Raw genomic sequence first — 16,268 nt, forward strand, 5'->3', positions numbered from 1 at the left:
GTTTGTTGAAGAATCCGTGTTACGGGCTGCTGCCCTGCCGACTCGCCTCAGCCGCCGTTCGCCGCGTTCGCCCTGTTCAGATAGTTGTAGACGGTGAACCGGCTGACGCCCAACGCCCCGGCGACCGTCTCCACCCCATGCCGCACGGAGAACGCGCCACGCGCCTCCAAGGCCCGCACGACCTGCTGTTTCGTCTTGCGGTCCAGGGCGGACAACGGCATCCCGTGGCGGCGCTCCAGCGCGGCAAGTATGCGGTCCAGTGACTCGGAGAGCTGCGGAAGCCGTACGGCGATGACGTTCTCCCCCTCCCAGGCGAGCACCACGTCGTCGGGCCCCGCCTGTGCGGGAGCGATGACCTCGGCACCCAGCGCCTCGATCAGCGGCCCGACCGCGTGCGCGAGGGGATGGTCCACGGGCCGGCCCGTCTCCGGTGGGGTCATTCGCCGGCCTCCTCGATCACATTGATCTGGAGGGTGACCCGGGTCGCACCGGCACCCAGGGTGCGGTGCAACAGTGCCTCGACGGCGGCCAGTACGGCGTCCGCACCGCCTTCGGCCGTGTTGCCGAACGGACCGACATCCACGGCGTCCAGCTCGGCGGTTCGTATGACCTCGCGCCCGACCAGCGCATGGGCGGGTGCCTCGTCCAGGTTGAAGGGCTCGGTCGTGAATTCCACTCTCAACCGCACGGTGCCCCCATCACGTCGACTCCGACACGACCCTAGTGGACACCCGGGCGGCGATCGGCGGAGCACGCGCCTCCGATCGTTCGCGGCGGGGATTCAGCGCCTGGCTTCAAGACCTGGATTCACGGCCCGGATCCAGAACCTGGATCCACAGCCCGGATTCACGGCCCGGATTCGCCGCCCGGATTCACAGCCTGAAGGAGGCGGTCACGGGCAGGTGGTCGCTTCCGGTGGCGGGCAGCGTCCGCGCGGAGACCGGCTGGATTCCCCGCGCCAGGATGTGGTCGATGCGGGCCAGAGGGAACGGGGCGGGCCAACTGAAACCGAACCCTTCCCCCGCCACCTCCTGCGCGGATGTCATTCCGCGCAGCAGCGGGTCCAGACCGGGATCGTCCGTCGTGCCGTTGAAGTCCCCGACGACGAGGGTCTTCGCCGAAGAGTCCCGGCCGACGACCTCGGTGAGGAGTCGTGCGGCGGCGTCACGGCGGTCGGTGGTGAAGCCGGATTCCGCGGTGACGCGGACCGATGCCAAATGGGCCACATAGACGGTGACTTCGCCCTTCGGCGTGGTGAGCGTGGCGCGCAGGGCCCGGGGCCACGGCATGATGTTCACCGGTTCGGGCGCGGACATCGGGTACGTGCTCCACAGGCCCACTCCGCCCTGGACCGTGTGGTGTCGGTACCGGGGCGGCAGTGCCCGGTGGAACGCGTCCTTCGCCGTGGCGGCGAGTTCCTGGACCGCGATCACCTGGGCGCCGGTGTCGGCCAACTCGCGGGCGGTGCCCCCGGGGTCGGGGTTGTCCGCGCCGACATTGTGACTGACCACGATCAGCTCCCCGCCCCCACTCCGTTTGTCGGTGAGCGAACCGCCGAACAGGGCGAGCCAGACCAGCGCGGGGAGCAGCGCGGCGGCGACGGCCAGGAGCGAGCGCCGGTACAGCGCGAGGAGGAACAGCGGCGGGATCGCCAGCGCCGACCAGGGCAGGAACGTCTCGATGAGGCTGCCGGAGTTTCTGGCGCCGTTGGGTACGAGGGGGTGGGCGAGCAGGGCCGCCGCATAGAGGGCGCCCGCCGTGGCGATCCAGCCGCCACCGCGCCGGCCGACCCATCGCCGTGCCCCACCGGATGCCCACCGCCCCGTCCGCCATTCCGGGTCCAGGTCCTGGTCCGGAGCGTGGTCGAGGTCCTGGTCCGGGACCAGGTAGTGGTGGTGGTCGTCGTCCGGGCTCGGGTCCGGGGTGTGGTTCGTCCCCTCATCCGAGCGCCACTCCGGGAGCTGTTCCGTGCGGTCGCCGGTCGTGGGGAGCATGTCGCCGGTGGTCATCAGTGGCCACCCCGCCGTGCCGCGGTGACGAGTACCTCCGTGGCATCGAAGGCGGCCCCCAGCCCCTCGGCGGGGGTGGTGTTCGGCCTCTGGTGCAGAACGACCCCGAGGATCAACCCCGCCTTCGCGCCCTGTCCGTCCGTGGCGGCCCACATGAGGGCGCCGCCCGCCGGCGTGCTCGATCCGGTCTTGCCGCCGATGACACCGGAGGTGCCGAGCAGCTTGTTGGTGTTGGCGATGGTGCCCGTGACACCCCCGATGGCAACCTCGCGGGTGGCGACGATCGCTCGGAATGCCTTGTCGCGCATGACCTGCCGGGCCAGCCGGAGCTGGTCGTCGGAGGTGCTCGTGGTGGTGGGTGCGAAGCCGCTCGCGTCGCTGTAGGTGGTGTTCTTCATGCCGAGGTCGGCCGCGGCGCGGTTCATCTTCGCGACGAAGGCGCTCTCGCTGCCCGCGTCCCACCGGGCGAGCAGTCGGGCGACGTTGTTCCCGGAAGGAAGGAGCAGCATCTCCAGGAGCTGACGCTGGCTGAGCTGTCGGCCCGCCTCGACGGGGACGGTCGACTCCACGCCGGAGAAGGACTCGTCCGCCGCCTGCTGGTCGACGGTGATGAGCGGTCCGGTCTCCCCGTCCCGGAGCGGATGGTCCGCGAGGATCACATGCGCGGTCATGACCTTGGTGACACTGGCGATGGGGACGGGTTTCTGCGCACCGCTCGATCCGGACCTGCCGCTTCCCGTGTAGGTCACGCTCGCCTGGCCGCTCTTCGGCCACGGCAGGGACAGGGTGCCGGTCCCCCCGGCGGTGACCGGCGGCGGCTCCCCCGCCGCGGCCCGGTCCCTCTCCGTGCCGATGACCCAGCCGCCCAGGACGGTGAGGAGCAGCGCCGCCACCGTGCCCCAGAGCACGAGTGCGGGCACCCGACGCCGTGGCCGCGGATCAGGGGTCGGGGCGTGGTGGGAATCCGCGTACAAGACTGCCTCCGGAGGACGAGTACGCGGGAATCGCGCACGTCAGCCACTCTGTGAGGCGGGTGTGTCCACACCGTGGAGGCGGGTTGTCGATCACGGCGCGGCCGTGTCTCCGCCGTGTATCGACGTGAATCGACGTGTCGGTGCATATCGGATATCGACGTTCGAACGGCGGTGCGTCGGGCAGGGGTGCGTTGGACGGCGGTGCGTCGGGCAGGGGTGCGTCGGACGGCGGTCCGGTCACTCATCGGGAGGCCGGGGTACACCGGCCTGGTCCCCTTCGGGAAGCCGGAGTACGGCGACCGCGCCGCCGTCGTCCGCGTTGGCGAAGTGGAGCGTCGCCCCGATCACCCGGGCCTGCCCCCCTGCGATGGTCAGCCCCAGACCGTGGCCGTGGCCGCGTTCCGCCGCGCCGGTGCGGAACCGCTGCGGCCCGTCGGCCAGCAGGGCGGCGGGGAAGCCGGGCCCGTGGTCGCGTACGGTCACGGTCGTGCCGTCCACCCGGACCTCGACGGGCTCACGGCCGTGGCGGTGCGCGTTGAGCACCAGGTTGGCGATGATGCGGTCCAGTCGGCGCGGGTCGGTCGAGATCTGCTGGTTGTGGACGATCACCGTCCGGGTCGGCTCCCCGGTCCGGGTCACCGATGCCTCGACGACGCTGCCCACCGGCACGAATCGGGCGTCGGCCGCCTCCGCCCCCGCGTCGAGGCGGGAGATCTCCAGCAGGTCCTCGACCAGTCCGCGCAGGACGCGCACCCGGTTCCGTACGAGATCGGTCGCCTGCCCGTCGGGCAGCAGCTCGGTGGAGGTGACCAGGCCCATCAGCGGTGTCCGCAGTTCATGCGCGACATCGGCGGTGAAGCGCTGTTCGCCGAGCAGTCGTTCCTGGAGGGAGTTGGCCATCGAGTCGACCGCCCCGGCGATGTCGGTGATCTCGTCCCCGCGCCGCCCGTCCGCTCCGGTACGGGCGTCGAGATCGCCGTCCGCGATGACCCGGGCGGTCCGCGCGACGCGGCGGAGCCGGCGGTTGAGCAGTGCGGTGACAGCGAGGGAGAGCGGGACGATCACCAGGAGGGTCGCCGCCGATGCCTTCACGATGGTGCGGTCCAGGGCGGCCAGCCGCGCCTCTTCCGGGTATGTATGTATCTTGACGGCGAACACGCCGCCGTCGTAAGGCTGGGCCGCCCACATCCACGGGCCGGTTCTGCTCTCGGTGTCGAGCCAGACGGACTCCCCGTCCCGCTCAACGCGGTGGAGCAGTTCGGCCGGCATCATCTCCGGGTCCAGCACGGGCTCCCCCCTGGACTCCCGGCCGGTCTCGTAGTCGGCCACGGCGTACTGCAGCTCCAGGTGGGCCCGCCCCGCCGCGTCTCCCTGGAGCTGGTAGGCGGTGGACTGGTGCACGATGACGCCCACGGACACGGCCACGGCGCAGGACGCCGCGACCACCAGGGCGGCGATCTTCCACCGCAGCGATCTCCAGTTGCCCAGGCTCCGCCACGCCGTGGCGAAGGTGGAGCGCGCGGCCGTCACGGGGTGCGCCGCAGTTTGTAGCCGAAGCCGCGGACCGTTTCAACGCGGTCCGCGCCGATCTTCCGGCGGAGCCGCTGCACGCACAGGTCGACCACCCGGCTGTCGCCGTCCCAGCCGTAGTCCCATACGTTGCGCAGCAGCGTCTGCCGGTCCAGGACGATCCCGGGGTTCGCCGCGAACTCCAGCAGCAGCCGAAGCTCCGTGGGGGTGAGCGCGATCCGCTCACCGTCCCGGAACACGTCGAGCCCGCGGGTGTCCACCGTCAGATCGCCGAAGACGAGCCGGTCCCGATCCCGGTCCCGATCCCGATCCGGTGCCGGGGTCGCCCGGTCCGTGCCGGCCGGGTCGGGGGTGAAGGTGGTCCGGCGGAGCAGGGCACGGATGCGGGCCACCAGCACGGGGGTGTCGACGGGTTTCACCACATAGTCGTCGGCGCCGGCTTCGAGCCCGAACACCACGTCCAGCGAATCGCCCCGGGCGGACATCATCAGGATGGGGACCTGGCTGGTCTCCCGCACCTTCCGGCAGAGGCCGATACCGTCCAGCTCCGGCAGCATCACATCGAGCAGCAGCAGGTCGGGGGCGTGCTCCCGGAACATCTCAAGCCCGGTGAGTCCGTCGGCCGCCGACCGCATCCGGTAGCCGTAGCGCCCCAGGGCGATGGAGACGGCGGTACGGATCACCTCGTCGTCCTCGACCAGGACGATCACCGGGGCCCGATCGGGCGGTTCCGCACCGCCCTGGTGGCCGGGCACGCCGTTCTCCTGCGGTTCCGCGATCACTCCGGCGCCTTCCACCTGTACGACGTTCGCCATCGATTCTCCCTGCTGCGGGGCCGGCCGGCCGCCACGGTCGTCCCGGTGCGCCCCGGGGGGTGCCCACTGTGCGACGGGCATCCGTCCGCCGTGCGTCGGTTGTGTATCAACTGGGGCATCCAATCCGTACCGGACCGTCGACCCGGTACGGACCGGACGCCCATCGGGCGGCGGGGCGTGCGGCCGGGGATCAAAGGGACCGAAATCGGGGGGATCGGAATCGGGGCGAGCGGAATCGAGGGGCGGCCTCTTGACAAGTACGAAGCCCTGCCAGCAGGCTTCCGCTAAGCAGAAACTTACTTCCGGTATACGGAAGGGACGCAGTCATCATATGGGCTACACCGACCAGCGCTTCGATGTGAATCTCTCGATCCTCTTCACCGAGCTGCCCCTCCTGGAGCGCCCGGCCGCCGCCGCTGCGGCGGGGTTCCGCGCGGTCGAGCTGTGGTGGCCGTGGATCGCGGCCCCCACTCCGGCGCCGGCCGAACTCACCGACCTCAAGAAGGCGCTCGACGACGCGGGCACCCACCTGGTGGGGCTGAACTTCTACGCCGGCCGGCTGCCGGGCGCCGACCGGGGCGCGCTCTCCCTCCCCGGCGCCGAGTCCGACCGCTTCCGCGCCAATGTCGAGGTGGCCGCGGAGTTCGCGGCGTCGGTGGGCTGTCGGGCGCTCAACGCGCTGTATGGAAACCGCGTCGACGGCGTCGATCCGATGACCCAGGACGCGCTGGCGCTGGAGAATCTGGCGCTGGCGGCGCGGGCCGCCGACCACGCCGGGGCGACCCTGCTCATCGAGACCCTCAATGAGCCGGAGTCACCGCGCTACCCCCTGGTGAGCGCCCCGGCCGCGCTCGACGTCGTCCACCGGGTGAACGAGGCGACCGGCCTCGACAACGCGCGGTTCCTGCTCGACATCTACCACCTGTCGATGAACGGCGAGGACGTCAGCGGGATCATCGCGAAGCACGCGGAGACGACCGGCCACGTCCAGATCGCCGACAACCCCGGCCGCGGCGCTCCCGGCACCGGTTCGCTCCCGCTGGAACGGCTGCTGGACGAGCTGACGGCGGCGGGTTACGAGGGCTGGGTCGGTCTGGAGTACAAACCGGGCGACCGGCCGAGCGCGGCGGCCTTCGACTGGCTCCCGTCCGAGGCGCGCGCGCCCCGCCCGGCGCACTGAACGACCGGAAGCCTGCATCCGGCACCCGGTATCCACCAGGCCCGCGATGCGCCGCCACGGCCCCGGGCGCCGGATCCGATGCACCGCCGAGGGGCCACCCGTACCGCCACCCCTCCCCGTACGCACGCCTCCCGCCACTCCGTACCGACCACCGCCGCCCCCGCACTCCGTACCGACCGCCACCGCCCCGCACCCCGCACCCCGCACCCCGCACCACCATGACGAAAGGCACCTGATGAGCACACTTCCCACAGTCGCGTGGATCGGGCTCGGCATCATGGGCTCCCCCATGGCCGAGAATCTGCTCAAAGCAGGCTATTCCGTCAGTGGATTCACACTGGAGCGGGCCAAATTGGACCGGCTCACGGCGGCCGGCGGCCGGGCCGCCGACTCGATCGCCGACGCGGTCCGGGACGCCGATGTCGTCATCACGATGGTGCCCGCGTCCCCGCAGGTCGAGGCCATCGCCTACGGCCCCGACGGCATTCTGGCGCACGCCCGCCCCGGCACCCTGCTCATCGATATGTCCTCGATCACCCCGCGGACCTCGATCGAGCTGGCCGCGGCCGGGCTGGAGAAGGGGCTACGGGTACTCGACGCGCCCGTCTCCGGCGGTGAGGCGGGCGCCGTCGAGGCCGCACTCTCGATCATGGTCGGTGGCGAACAGGCCGACTTCGACAGCGCGTTGCCCCTGCTGGAGGCAGTCGGCCGGACGATCGTCCGGTGTGGTCCGCACGGCTCCGGCCAGACGGTCAAGGCCGCCAACCAGCTCATCGTGGCCATCAACATCCAGGCGTGCGCGGAGGCCGTCGTCTTCCTGGAGCGGTCCGGGGTCGACCTCCGGGCCGCGCTCGACGTCCTCAACGGCGGTCTGGCCGGCTCCACGGTGCTGACCAGGAAGAAGGACAACTTTCTGAACCGGGACTTCGGCCCCGGCTTCCGCATCGATCTGCACCACAAGGACCTGGGCATCGTCACCGACGCCGCCCGTGCGGTCGGCGCCCCGCTGCCGGTCGGTGCGGTCGTCACCCAACTCGTGGCGTCCCTGCGCGCACAGGGCGACGGCGGGCTCGACCACTCCGCGCTGCTGCGGTCCGTCGAGCGCCTCGCCGGCCGGCAGGTCTGAGCGGCCCCCACTCTCCGGGCGGCGTCCACGCCGACTCTTCCGGTCGCGCCAAGGCGTGGACGCCGTCCGGGGCACCACCCTCACAGGGGTGGGGTACGGAACCTCCGTACCCCACCCCTGTGGCATATCCGGCCGGCCCCGGCCACCGGCCCGCCCTCGTCATCGCCCCCCGCCCCCGGACCCGCGAACCCGACACCGGCAGCCCCCGACCCGGACCCGCGCCCCGCCCCCGGCAGCCTCCACCCCCGGACCCCTGAACCCCATGGGCACGACGCCGACGGCCGCCGTCCCGTACCGGTGGACCCGGTTCGGGACGGCGGCCGTCGTGGGAGAGCGCGGGTCAGACCCTCAGCGGCCTGATGGACGTCGGGGCGTGGCCCGGCTCGCTCGCCACGTCCTCCCACTCGTTGACCGCGTCGATCTGCGCGCCCATGGAGATATGGGTGACCCGCTCCAGGATCGCCTCCACGACCACCGGCACCCGGTACTCGGCCGCCAGTTTCTTCGCCTCATCGAACGCCGGGAGGAGCTGGTCCGGATCGGTGACCCGGATCGCCTTGCAGCCCAGACCCTCGACGACCTTCACATGGTCGACGCCGTAGACCCCCAGCTCCGGGGAGTTGATGTTCTCGAACTCCAGATTGACCTGGAAGTCGATGTCCAACTGGCGCTGGGCCTGCCGGATCAGCCCGAGGTAGGCGTTGTTCACCAGGACGTGGATGTACGGAATCCGGTGCTGCGCGCCGACCGCCAACTCCTCCAGCATGAACTGGAAGTCGTAGTCGCCCGAGAGCGCGACGACCGGGGAATCGGGATCGGCGGTGGCGACGCCGAGCGCGGCGGGGATGGTCCAGCCGAGCGGCCCGGCCTGGCCGCAGTTGATCCAGTGGCGCGGTCGGTAGACGTTCAACATCTGCGCGCCGGCGATCTGCGAGAGGCCGATGGTGGTGACATAGCGCGTCTCGGGACCGAAGGCCCGGTTCATCTCCTCGTACACGCGCTGCGGTTTCATCGGGACCTGGTCGAAGTGGGTACGGCGCTGGAGCGTGGCCCTGCGCTCCTGTGCCGCCGCGGCCCACGCCGTACGGTCGGGGAGCCGGCCGGCCGCCTTCAGCTCCCTGGCGACCTCCACGAAGAGGTCCAGGGCCGCGCCGGCGTCGGACGCGATGCCGTAGTCGGGGGCGAAGATCTTGCCGATCTGGGTGGGCTCGATATCGACGTGGACGAAGGTACGGCCCCGGGTGTAGACCTCCAGGCCACCGGTGTGCCGGTTGGCCCAGCGGTTGCCGATACCGAGGACGAAGTCGGACTCCAGGAAGGTCGCGTTGCCGTACCGGTGCGAGGTCTGGAGGCCGACCATGCCCGCGTTCAGCTCGTGGTCGTCGGGGATGGTGCCCCAGCCCATCAGGGTGGGGACGACCGGGGTCCCGGTCAGTTCGGCGAACTCGACCAGCGACGCGGCGGCATCGGCGTTGACCACCCCGCCCCCGGCCACGATCAACGGGCGCTCGGACGCCAGCAGCAGGGAGAGCGCCTTCTCGATCTGGGCCCGGCTGGCCGTCGGCCGGTAGACGGGCAGCGGGGTGTAGGTCTCCGGGTCGAACTCGATCTCGGTGAGCTGGACGTCGATCGGCAGATCGATCAGTACGGGCCCCGGGCGGCCGGAGCGCATCAGATGGAACGCCTGTTGGAAGACGCCGGGGACCTGCGCGGCCTCCAGGACGGTGGTCGCGGCCTTGGTGACGGGCCGTGCGATGGAGGCGATGTCGACGGCCTGGAAGTCCTCCTTGTGTATGACGGCGGTCGGCGCCTGGCCGGTGATGCAGAGGATCGGGATCGAGTCGCCGATGGCCGAGTAGAGGCCGGTGATCATGTCGGTGCCGGCCGGTCCCGATGTGCCGACGCAGACTCCGATGTTGCCCGGAGCGGCGCGGGTGTAGCCCTCGGCCATGTGTGAGGCGCCCTCGACATGGCGGGCCAGCGTGTGCGCGATGCCGCCGCCTTCCTTCAGCGCCTTGTAGAAGGGGTTGATCGCCGCGCCGGGCACGCCGAACGCCTGGGTGACTCCCTCGCGCTGGAGGATCTCCACCGCCGCTCGGGCAGCCGTCATTCGAGCCATGGGTGCTCCTGCTTCGACCGGGCGGATCGGGCTCCGGACTCCAGAGCAGCAATTCCGCAATGTGGAATATTAGTTCTGCTATATGGAAGCAATGTAGGAGTCGGGTCGGACGGCGTCAAGGGATGACGGACACTCCCTCGCCAACCCCCCGGCCGGTGGTGGACGATGGGGAGCGAATCCACGCCCGAGGGGCCCGAAGGGGATGAGCGATGGCCGAAGCCGTGTCGGTGCGCTGTCCGTCCTGCCTTCGCGAGCACCTGTACGCCGCCCCGGTCTATCCCTGCGCCTGCGGCGCGCCACTGGCTCCGCCGCTGCTCACCGCCCCGCCCGAGCGATTCGTCCGCCGCACCTGGGACGACGACTGGGTGCTGGTCCGCTGCCTCAGGTGCGGCCGACGGGACCACTGGCCCCAGCCGGAACTGGGCTGCCCGTGCGGCACCTTGCTGCGCATACCCGTGCGCTCGGCGGGCGCGGCACCGAGCGGTACCACCGGGCGGGCGGACGAACGCACGGGAAGCGCCACACCGGATGAGGCGGTCGCGGGCGCTGCCCCCGCCGCCGGTCGCCCCCCGGGCACGGGCCACCCGGACCGTAGGGGACACGCTCCGGGCTCCGGGAACCCGCCCGGCGCGGGACTCACACCGGACAGCGGACACACACCGGCCACGGAACACGCGTTGAGTACGGAACACGCCCTGGACAGCGGGATCCCGACGAGTACGGGACAGACACCGGGCGCCGGGGACGCGCCGCCGCTCCGGCAGCCACGCATTCCGCTCCCCCGCACCGCGAGCACCCCGCGCCCCTCGTTCCGCCCCCTCACCATCCGTACGGCCGCGGACGCCATCACCACCGCGCTGCTCTACCTCACCTGGCTCGGCTTCCGCGATGTGGTGCAGCGGGAGATCCACCCGCCGGAGGTACGGCCGCTGGCAGCCGCCGTACCTCCGGACACGTCCGCCGTCAGTCTGCGCGGGCCCGGACTGATCGCCCAGGTCGATCCCTCCACCCGGCAGGTGACCCCGCGCGATATCGAATGCCTCTGGCTGAACGGCCTGAGCGCCTCGGTGCCGACCGTCCACTTCTCCCTCGCCGGATACTCCGACGACGCCAGGGCACGCGCGGCCGAGCTGGGTGTCCCGCTCTTCGTCATGGACCTCACGGGCACGCCCCAGCCGGTGAACCGCCCGGCGGAGGACCTGTTCGCCACCGGCCCGTAGCCCCACCCGGCCCGCAACCACCGAGCCCCAGCCCCAGCCGGCCCTGTGGCCCCGCCCGGCTCGGGGCCCACCCCGCCCGGACCGCGCACGGCCCCCGCGCGATACTTCCCGTATGACTGTGCGACTCGCCACCGCAGCCGAGCTGCCCCGCCTCCAGGACATCGAGCGGGCGGCCGGGGAGCCGTTCCGTGCACTCGGCATGGCGGCGGTCGCCGACGACGAACCGCCGTCGCTCGATCTGCTGGAACGCCACCGCCGTGCGGACCAGGTCTGGGTCTCCGTGGACGGCGCCGGCCAGCCGCTCGCCTATCTGATCCACGAAGAGGTCGACGGAGCCGCGCACATCGAGCAGGTCACGGTGCATCCGGCCGCCGCCCGCCGGCGACTGGGCAGCAGACTGATCGACCAGCTCGCCGTCCGCGCCGCCGCCGATGGGCTCCCGGCGCTCACGCTGACGACGTTCGCGGAGGTCCCGTGGAACGCCCCGTACTACGCCCGACTGGGTTTCCGTACCCTCGCCGACGCCGAACTCACCGAGGGTCTGCGGGAGATCAGACGCCAGGAAGGGAAGATCGGCCTGGACCACTGGCCCCGGGTCTGTATGCGCCGGGAGCTGTGACCGCGACCGGCCGGGGCCCCCGCTCCGGATCCGTTCCCCCCTACTGAGCTCGCTGCCGAGCCCGCCCCCGCTCCGGCCGCCGCTCCCGTACGCACTCGCCCGCTCTCCCGCTCGCCGCCGCCCGGATCAGGACGATCCGTACCGCTCCCGCAGCTCCACCTTCCGCACCTTGCCGCTCACGGTCATCGGAAAGCCGTCCAGGATCTCCAACCGGCGTGGAATCTTGTAGTGCGCAAGCTGTTCGCGGCAGAAGGCGGCGATGTCCTCCAGCGTCGGCGGGTCGGCCGGGTCGCGGGGAATGACGCAGGCGAGGATCTCCTCCCCGTACACCCGGTCCGGGACGCCGACCACCTGGACGTCCAGCACCTTCGGGTGGGCGTACAGGAACTCCTCGATCTCGCGGGGATAGACGTTCTCGCCACCCCTGATGACCATGTCCTTGATCCGTCCGACGATCCGCACATAGCCGTCGTCGCGCATCTCCGCGAGGTCGCCGGTGTGCATCCAGCGGCCGGCGTCGACGGCCTCGGCGGTCCGCTCCGGCTCGCCCCAGTAGCCGAGCATCACCCCGTAGCCACGGGTGCGCAGTTCACCGGGCTCACCCCGGGGCAGCGTCACACCGGTGACCGGGTCCACCACCTTCACCTCGACATGCGGCAGCGCCCGGCCGACCGTGCCGGTGCGCCGCTCCACGTCGTCGTCGCGGCGGGTCTGGGTGGAGACGGGGGAGGTCTCCGTCATTCCGTAGCAGATCGACACCTCCGCCATGTGCATCTCGGCGACGACCCGCTTCATCACCTCCACCGGGCAGGGGGAGCCCGCCATGATGCCGGTGCGGAGCGAGCCGAGGTCGTACGAGGCGAAGTCCGGCAGGCCCAGTTCGGCGATGAACATCGTCGGCACGCCGTAGAGCGAGGTGCAGCGCTCATCCGCGACGGCGCGCAGGGTCGCCACCGGGTCGAACGACGGCGCCGGGATGACCACGCAGGCGCCGTGCGAGGTGGCCGCGAGATTGCCCATCACCATGCCGAAGCAGTGGTAGAAGGGCACGGGTATGCATATCCGGTCGCGTTCGGTGTAGCCGAGCGCCTCGCCCACGAAGTAGCCGTTGTTGAGGATGTTGTGGTGCGAGAGGGTGGCGCCCTTGGGGAAACCCGTGGTGCCGGAGGTGTACTGGATGTTGACCGGATCGTCGCACGACAGCTCCGCCCCGCGCGCCGACAGCTCGCCGCCGGTGACGCCGGCTGCGGCGGCCAGCAACAGCTCCCAGGATTCGTCCCCGAAGTAGTGCACGGACCGCAGCGACGGGCAGTCGGCCCGCACCTCATCGACCATGGCGCGGTAATCGCTGGTCTTGTGGCGCTGGGAGGCACAGAGCACGGATACCCCGGCCTGGTCGAGGACGTAACGCAGTTCATGCGCGCGGTACGCCGGGTTGATGTTGACCAGGATCGCGCCGATCCGGGCGGTGGCGTACTGGGTGAGCACCCACTCCGCCCGGTTGACGGCCCAGACGCCGACCCGGTCGCCCTTGGCGACACCGACGCCCAGGAAGCCCCGGGCGAGCCGGTCGACGGCGGCGCCGAACGCGGCGTAGGTGTAGCGGTCGCCGGAGCCCAGGTCGATCAGTGCCTCCCGGTCCGGGTACGCGGCGACCGCCCGGTCGAGGTTGCGGCCGATGGTGTCGCCGAGCAGCGCCGTGCCCCCGGTGCCGTGTTCGTACGAAAGGCTCATCCCAGCTCTCCCTCGTCGTACTCGGTGCCGGACCCCATCGGAGGCAAGGCCGCGCGCTCGCGCAGCTCGACCCGACGGATCTTGCCGGAGACGGTCTTGGGCAGTTCGGCGAACTCCAGTCGGCGGACGCGTTTGTACGGGGCGAGGACGGAACGGGAGTGCGCGAAGAGGACCTTCGCGGTGTCCGGCCCGGGCTCCCAGCCCGCCGCCAGCACGATGTACGCCTTCGGGACGGCGAGCCGCAGCGGGTCGGGGGCGGGGACGACCGCCGCCTCCGCCACCGCCTCGTGCTCCAGCAGCGCGCTCTCCAGCTCGAACGGCGAGATCTTGTAGTCGGATGCCTTGAAGACATCGTCCGACCTGCCGATATAGGTGATGTATCCGTCGGCGTCGCGGGAGCCGATGTCTCCGGTGCGGTAGTAGCCGTCGGCCGTGCACAGGGCCGTACGCTCCGGATCGCCCTGGTAGCCGGTCATCAGCCCGACCGGCCGGACCGACAGATCGAGCGCGATCTCCCCCTCCGCGGCGCCGGGCGCGCCGGTGACCGGGTCGAGCAGTTCGACGCGGAATCCGGGGCTCGGGCGGCCCATCGAACCGGCCTTCAGCAGTTGGCCCGGAGTGTTGGCGACCTGGACGGCGGTCTCGGTCTGGCCGAAGCCGTCCCGGATGGTGACGCCCCACTCCCGGCGCACGGTCTCGATGACCTCCGGATTGAGCGGCTCGCCCGCCGCGACCACCTCGCGCGGTGGGGTGCGGAGCTGGGTGAGGTCCGCCTGGATCAGCATCCGCCACACCGTGGGCGGGGCGCAGAAGCTGGTCACGCCCACCCGGTCCATCTCCGCCATCAGCCGACCGGCGTCGAACCGGTCGTAGTTGAGGACGAAGACGGTGGCCTCGGCGTTCCAGGGGGCGAAGAGATTGGACCAGGCGTGCTTGGCCCAACCGGGCGAGGAGATGTTGAGGTGCACATCGCCGGGCTGGAGACCGATCCAGTACATCGTCGCGAGATGGCCGATGGGGTACGAGGTGTGGGTGTGCTCGACGAGCTTGGGCCGATCGGTGGTGCCGGAGGTGAAGTAGAGCATCAGGGGGTCGTCGGATCGGGTGACGCCGTCGGGCCGGAAGCGGGCGTCGGCGGTGCCGGTGTCGGCGTACCGGAGCCAGCCGTCGACCGCGTCGCCCACCGCGATCCGGGTGTAGTCGCCGGGGACCTCGGCGAACTTGACCGTGTCCGTCGAACGTACGAGCACATGCGCCGCGCGGCCGCGCTCGACCCGGTCGCGCAGATCGGCGGGTGGCAGCAGCGGTGTCGCGGGGATGACGACGGCGCGCAGCTTCATCGCGGCGAGGGCGATCTCCCACAGCTCGTGCTGATTGCCGAGCATGACGATCATCCGGTCACCAGCGCGAACGCCCTGGTCACGAAGGTAGTTGGCCACCCTGTTCGAACGGGCGGCGAGTTCGGCGAAGGTGAGCCGCAGCTCGGATCCGTCCTCCTCGACGATGTGGAGGGCGGTCCGTTCATTGCCGTCGGCGATCACGTCGAACCAGTCGAGGGCCCAGTTGAACCACTCCGGCCGGGGCCAGACGAACCCGTCGTACGCGCGTTCGTACTCCTCCCGGTGTCGCAGCAAGAAGTCCCGCGCCGACCGGAACTCCTCGTTCGTGCCGCTTGCCGTCATATGCCCTCCTCATTGCCGCCCTCGCTCAGTAGCATCGTGGAGTCAGTGACCTACGTCTCACCACCCCCGTTCGGGGGTGGCCCCCCGCAGGTCGGGAGAGCAGAGGGAGTGCAGCCGTGGCCGAGCCTGGCGAAGCGGTGGAGATGCGGGCGGCGCTGCTGCGGCTCCGGCTGGCGAGCGGGGTGCCCATCGCCTTCGGGGGGCTGCTCCAGGACCCCCAGCGACTGCGGATCGCCCAGCTCAGCGGGGCGCAGACGAGTGCGCTCTTCGGGCTGACGATCTGCACGGGGAACGGACTGGGCGGCAAATCGATCGCGCTCTCCCGACCCTGTGCGGTGACCAACTACCCGGAGGCGCGGCACATCAGCCATGAGTACGACGCGGCCGTCTCGCGGGAAGGGCTGCGCTCGGTGCTCGCCGTGCCGGTGGTCGTGCGACGCAAGGTGCGGGGGGTGCTGTACGGGGCGCTGCGCCGCGCGGTGCCGCTGGGTGACCGCACCTTCGATGCGGCGGTCGCGGCGGCGCGCGATGTCGAACAGGCACTGGTCGTACGGGACGAGGTGCAGGGCCTGCTGACGATCGCGCGGGATCCGGTGACGGGCCCCGGGGCGTGGGAGGAGGTCCGCGAGGTGCACGGCGAGCTGCGGGCGCTCGCCCCCCGGGTGACCGACCCGGTCCTACGGGAGCAACTGCTCGCGGCCTGCGGCCGGCTGGCGGCGGCCGGGGGGGGCGGGGCGCCGGTGCGGGGCGCCCCTGCGGGCGGGGCGGTGGCGCTGGCGCCGCGCGAGGTGGATGTGCTGGCGTGCGTGGCGGCCGGTTCGACCAATGCGGGGGCCGCGGAGCGGCTGGGGCTGCGGCCGGAGACGGTGAAGGGGTATCTGCGCGCGGCGATGCGGAAGTTGGGCGCGCACACCAGGCTGGAGGCGGTGGTGGCGGCGCGGCGGGCGGGGCTGCTGCCGTAGCGCGACCCGCCCCGGGGTGCCGCACCGACCCCACACGGCGAAGCCGCCGCCACTGCCTCCAGCCTGGTGCGCCGCATGCGTCAGCCGGTGATACGGATCTCGACGGGCACGGACTGGGCGCCGCCGAGGCGGCCCTGTCGGCCCTGTCGGCCTTCTCCCGCAGGAGCGCCCAGAGGTACGGGGGCCGCGCGCGGCCGGCCGCGCGTGACCCCCGTACACCAGTCGTCGTACATGCGAGACCGGCCACCCTGACCGAGCCAGGGCCCGCACCCCGCACCCCGCACCCCGCACCCCGCAC

Annotated in this window: 14 protein-coding genes; 5 read left to right on the forward strand and 9 right to left on the reverse strand. The window is 71.4% G+C overall.

The window, feature by feature from the left end; translation table 11 throughout:
- Positions 1 to 47: 47 nt before the first annotated feature.
- The 6 genes from ACH4S7_RS16400 to cseB form a co-directional block, all read right to left on the reverse strand.
- Positions 48 to 440: a helix-turn-helix domain-containing protein gene (locus ACH4S7_RS16400; RefSeq protein ID WP_398521836.1), complete on the reverse strand. Its 393-nt coding sequence runs from the start codon at positions 438 to 440 to the stop codon at positions 48 to 50.
- Entirely contained in the window at positions 437 to 688 is a 252-nt protein-coding gene (locus tag ACH4S7_RS16405) for a hypothetical protein (protein WP_398521837.1), read from the reverse strand. The genes ACH4S7_RS16400 and ACH4S7_RS16405 overlap by 4 nt, the downstream gene beginning before the upstream one ends.
- 184 nt (positions 689 to 872) lie before the next feature.
- Positions 873 to 2,009, reverse strand: a complete 1,137-nt coding sequence (locus tag ACH4S7_RS16410; protein ID WP_398521838.1) for an endonuclease/exonuclease/phosphatase family protein — start codon at positions 2,007 to 2,009, stop codon at positions 873 to 875.
- Entirely contained in the window at positions 2,009 to 2,929 is a 921-nt protein-coding gene (locus tag ACH4S7_RS16415; protein ID WP_398521839.1) for a D-alanyl-D-alanine carboxypeptidase family protein, read from the reverse strand. The genes ACH4S7_RS16410 and ACH4S7_RS16415 overlap by 1 nt, the downstream gene beginning before the upstream one ends.
- A gap of 291 nt (positions 2,930 to 3,220) precedes the next feature.
- Complete coding sequence (locus tag ACH4S7_RS16420; protein ID WP_398521840.1) at positions 3,221 to 4,513, reverse strand: ATP-binding protein; 1,293 nt, start codon at positions 4,511 to 4,513, stop codon at positions 3,221 to 3,223.
- Positions 4,510 to 5,328 carry a two-component system response regulator CseB gene (gene cseB, locus ACH4S7_RS16425; protein ID WP_398521841.1) on the reverse strand — a complete coding sequence of 273 codons (819 nt, stop codon included), beginning with the start codon at positions 5,326 to 5,328 and terminating at the stop codon, positions 4,510 to 4,512. Before cseB ends, ACH4S7_RS16420 begins: the two co-directional genes overlap by 4 nt.
- 331 nt (positions 5,329 to 5,659) lie before the next feature.
- Here cseB and ACH4S7_RS16430 point away from each other — a divergent pair, with 331 nt between their 5' ends.
- The gene (locus tag ACH4S7_RS16430) at positions 5,660 to 6,508 is read left to right on the forward strand and encodes a TIM barrel protein (protein ID WP_398521842.1); all 849 of its coding nucleotides are present in this window, start codon (positions 5,660 to 5,662) and stop codon (positions 6,506 to 6,508) included.
- A gap of 235 nt (positions 6,509 to 6,743) precedes the next feature.
- Entirely contained in the window at positions 6,744 to 7,634 is an 891-nt protein-coding gene (locus ACH4S7_RS16435) for a 2-hydroxy-3-oxopropionate reductase (RefSeq protein ID WP_398521843.1), read from the forward strand.
- A 340-nt stretch (positions 7,635 to 7,974) separates the two neighbouring features.
- On the opposite strand, the gene gcl is transcribed toward ACH4S7_RS16435, so the two are convergent.
- Complete coding sequence (gcl, locus tag ACH4S7_RS16440; RefSeq protein WP_398521844.1) at positions 7,975 to 9,753, reverse strand: glyoxylate carboligase; 1,779 nt, start codon at positions 9,751 to 9,753, stop codon at positions 7,975 to 7,977.
- 209 nt (positions 9,754 to 9,962) lie between these two features.
- On the opposite strand from gcl, the gene ACH4S7_RS16445 reads away from it, so the two are divergent.
- Positions 9,963 to 10,973: a hypothetical protein gene (locus ACH4S7_RS16445; RefSeq protein ID WP_398521845.1), complete on the forward strand. Its 1,011-nt coding sequence runs from the start codon at positions 9,963 to 9,965 to the stop codon at positions 10,971 to 10,973.
- 112 nt (positions 10,974 to 11,085) lie between these two features.
- Positions 11,086 to 11,592, forward strand: a complete 507-nt coding sequence (locus tag ACH4S7_RS16450) for a GNAT family N-acetyltransferase (RefSeq protein WP_398521846.1) — start codon at positions 11,086 to 11,088, stop codon at positions 11,590 to 11,592.
- Between the two features lie 126 nt (positions 11,593 to 11,718).
- Here ACH4S7_RS16450 and ACH4S7_RS16455 read toward each other — a convergent pair whose 3' ends face one another.
- Together ACH4S7_RS16455 and ACH4S7_RS16460 are read right to left on the reverse strand one after the other, a co-directional pair.
- Entirely contained in the window at positions 11,719 to 13,326 is a 1,608-nt protein-coding gene (locus ACH4S7_RS16455) for an AMP-binding protein (protein ID WP_398521847.1), read from the reverse strand.
- Entirely contained in the window at positions 13,323 to 15,008 is a 1,686-nt protein-coding gene (locus tag ACH4S7_RS16460; RefSeq protein ID WP_398521848.1) for an AMP-binding protein, read from the reverse strand. Before ACH4S7_RS16460 ends, ACH4S7_RS16455 begins: the two co-directional genes overlap by 4 nt.
- A gap of 116 nt (positions 15,009 to 15,124) precedes the next feature.
- Between ACH4S7_RS16460 and ACH4S7_RS16465 the strand changes: the two genes are divergently transcribed.
- Complete coding sequence (locus ACH4S7_RS16465) at positions 15,125 to 15,970, forward strand: response regulator transcription factor (protein WP_398521849.1); 846 nt, start codon at positions 15,125 to 15,127, stop codon at positions 15,968 to 15,970.
- Positions 15,971 to 16,268 lie beyond the last annotated feature (298 nt).

Source organism: Streptomyces sp. NPDC020965, from assembly GCF_044333555.1.
Classification (GTDB): domain Bacteria; phylum Actinomycetota; class Actinomycetes; order Streptomycetales; family Streptomycetaceae; genus Streptomyces.

What these genes read in the sequence shown, in the direction of transcription:
- ACH4S7_RS16400 (WP_398521836.1), bottom strand. Translation starts at nt 440, where the DNA reads ATGACCCCACCGGAGACGGGCCGGCCCGTGGACCATCCCCTCGCGCAC.
- ACH4S7_RS16410 (WP_398521838.1), bottom strand. Translation starts at nt 2,009, where the DNA reads ATGACCACCGGCGACATGCTCCCCACGACCGGCGACCGCACGGAACAG.
- cseB (WP_398521841.1), bottom strand. Translation starts at nt 5,328, where the DNA reads ATGGCGAACGTCGTACAGGTGGAAGGCGCCGGAGTGATCGCGGAACCG.
- ACH4S7_RS16430 (WP_398521842.1), top strand. Translation starts at nt 5,660, where the DNA reads ATGGGCTACACCGACCAGCGCTTCGATGTGAATCTCTCGATCCTCTTC.
- ACH4S7_RS16435 (WP_398521843.1), top strand. Translation starts at nt 6,744, where the DNA reads ATGAGCACACTTCCCACAGTCGCGTGGATCGGGCTCGGCATCATGGGC.
- gcl (WP_398521844.1), bottom strand. Translation starts at nt 9,753, where the DNA reads ATGGCTCGAATGACGGCTGCCCGAGCGGCGGTGGAGATCCTCCAGCGC.
- ACH4S7_RS16445 (WP_398521845.1), top strand. Translation starts at nt 9,963, where the DNA reads ATGGCCGAAGCCGTGTCGGTGCGCTGTCCGTCCTGCCTTCGCGAGCAC.
- ACH4S7_RS16450 (WP_398521846.1), top strand. Translation starts at nt 11,086, where the DNA reads ATGACTGTGCGACTCGCCACCGCAGCCGAGCTGCCCCGCCTCCAGGAC.
- ACH4S7_RS16455 (WP_398521847.1), bottom strand. Translation starts at nt 13,326, where the DNA reads ATGAGCCTTTCGTACGAACACGGCACCGGGGGCACGGCGCTGCTCGGC.
- ACH4S7_RS16460 (WP_398521848.1), bottom strand. Translation starts at nt 15,008, where the DNA reads ATGACGGCAAGCGGCACGAACGAGGAGTTCCGGTCGGCGCGGGACTTC.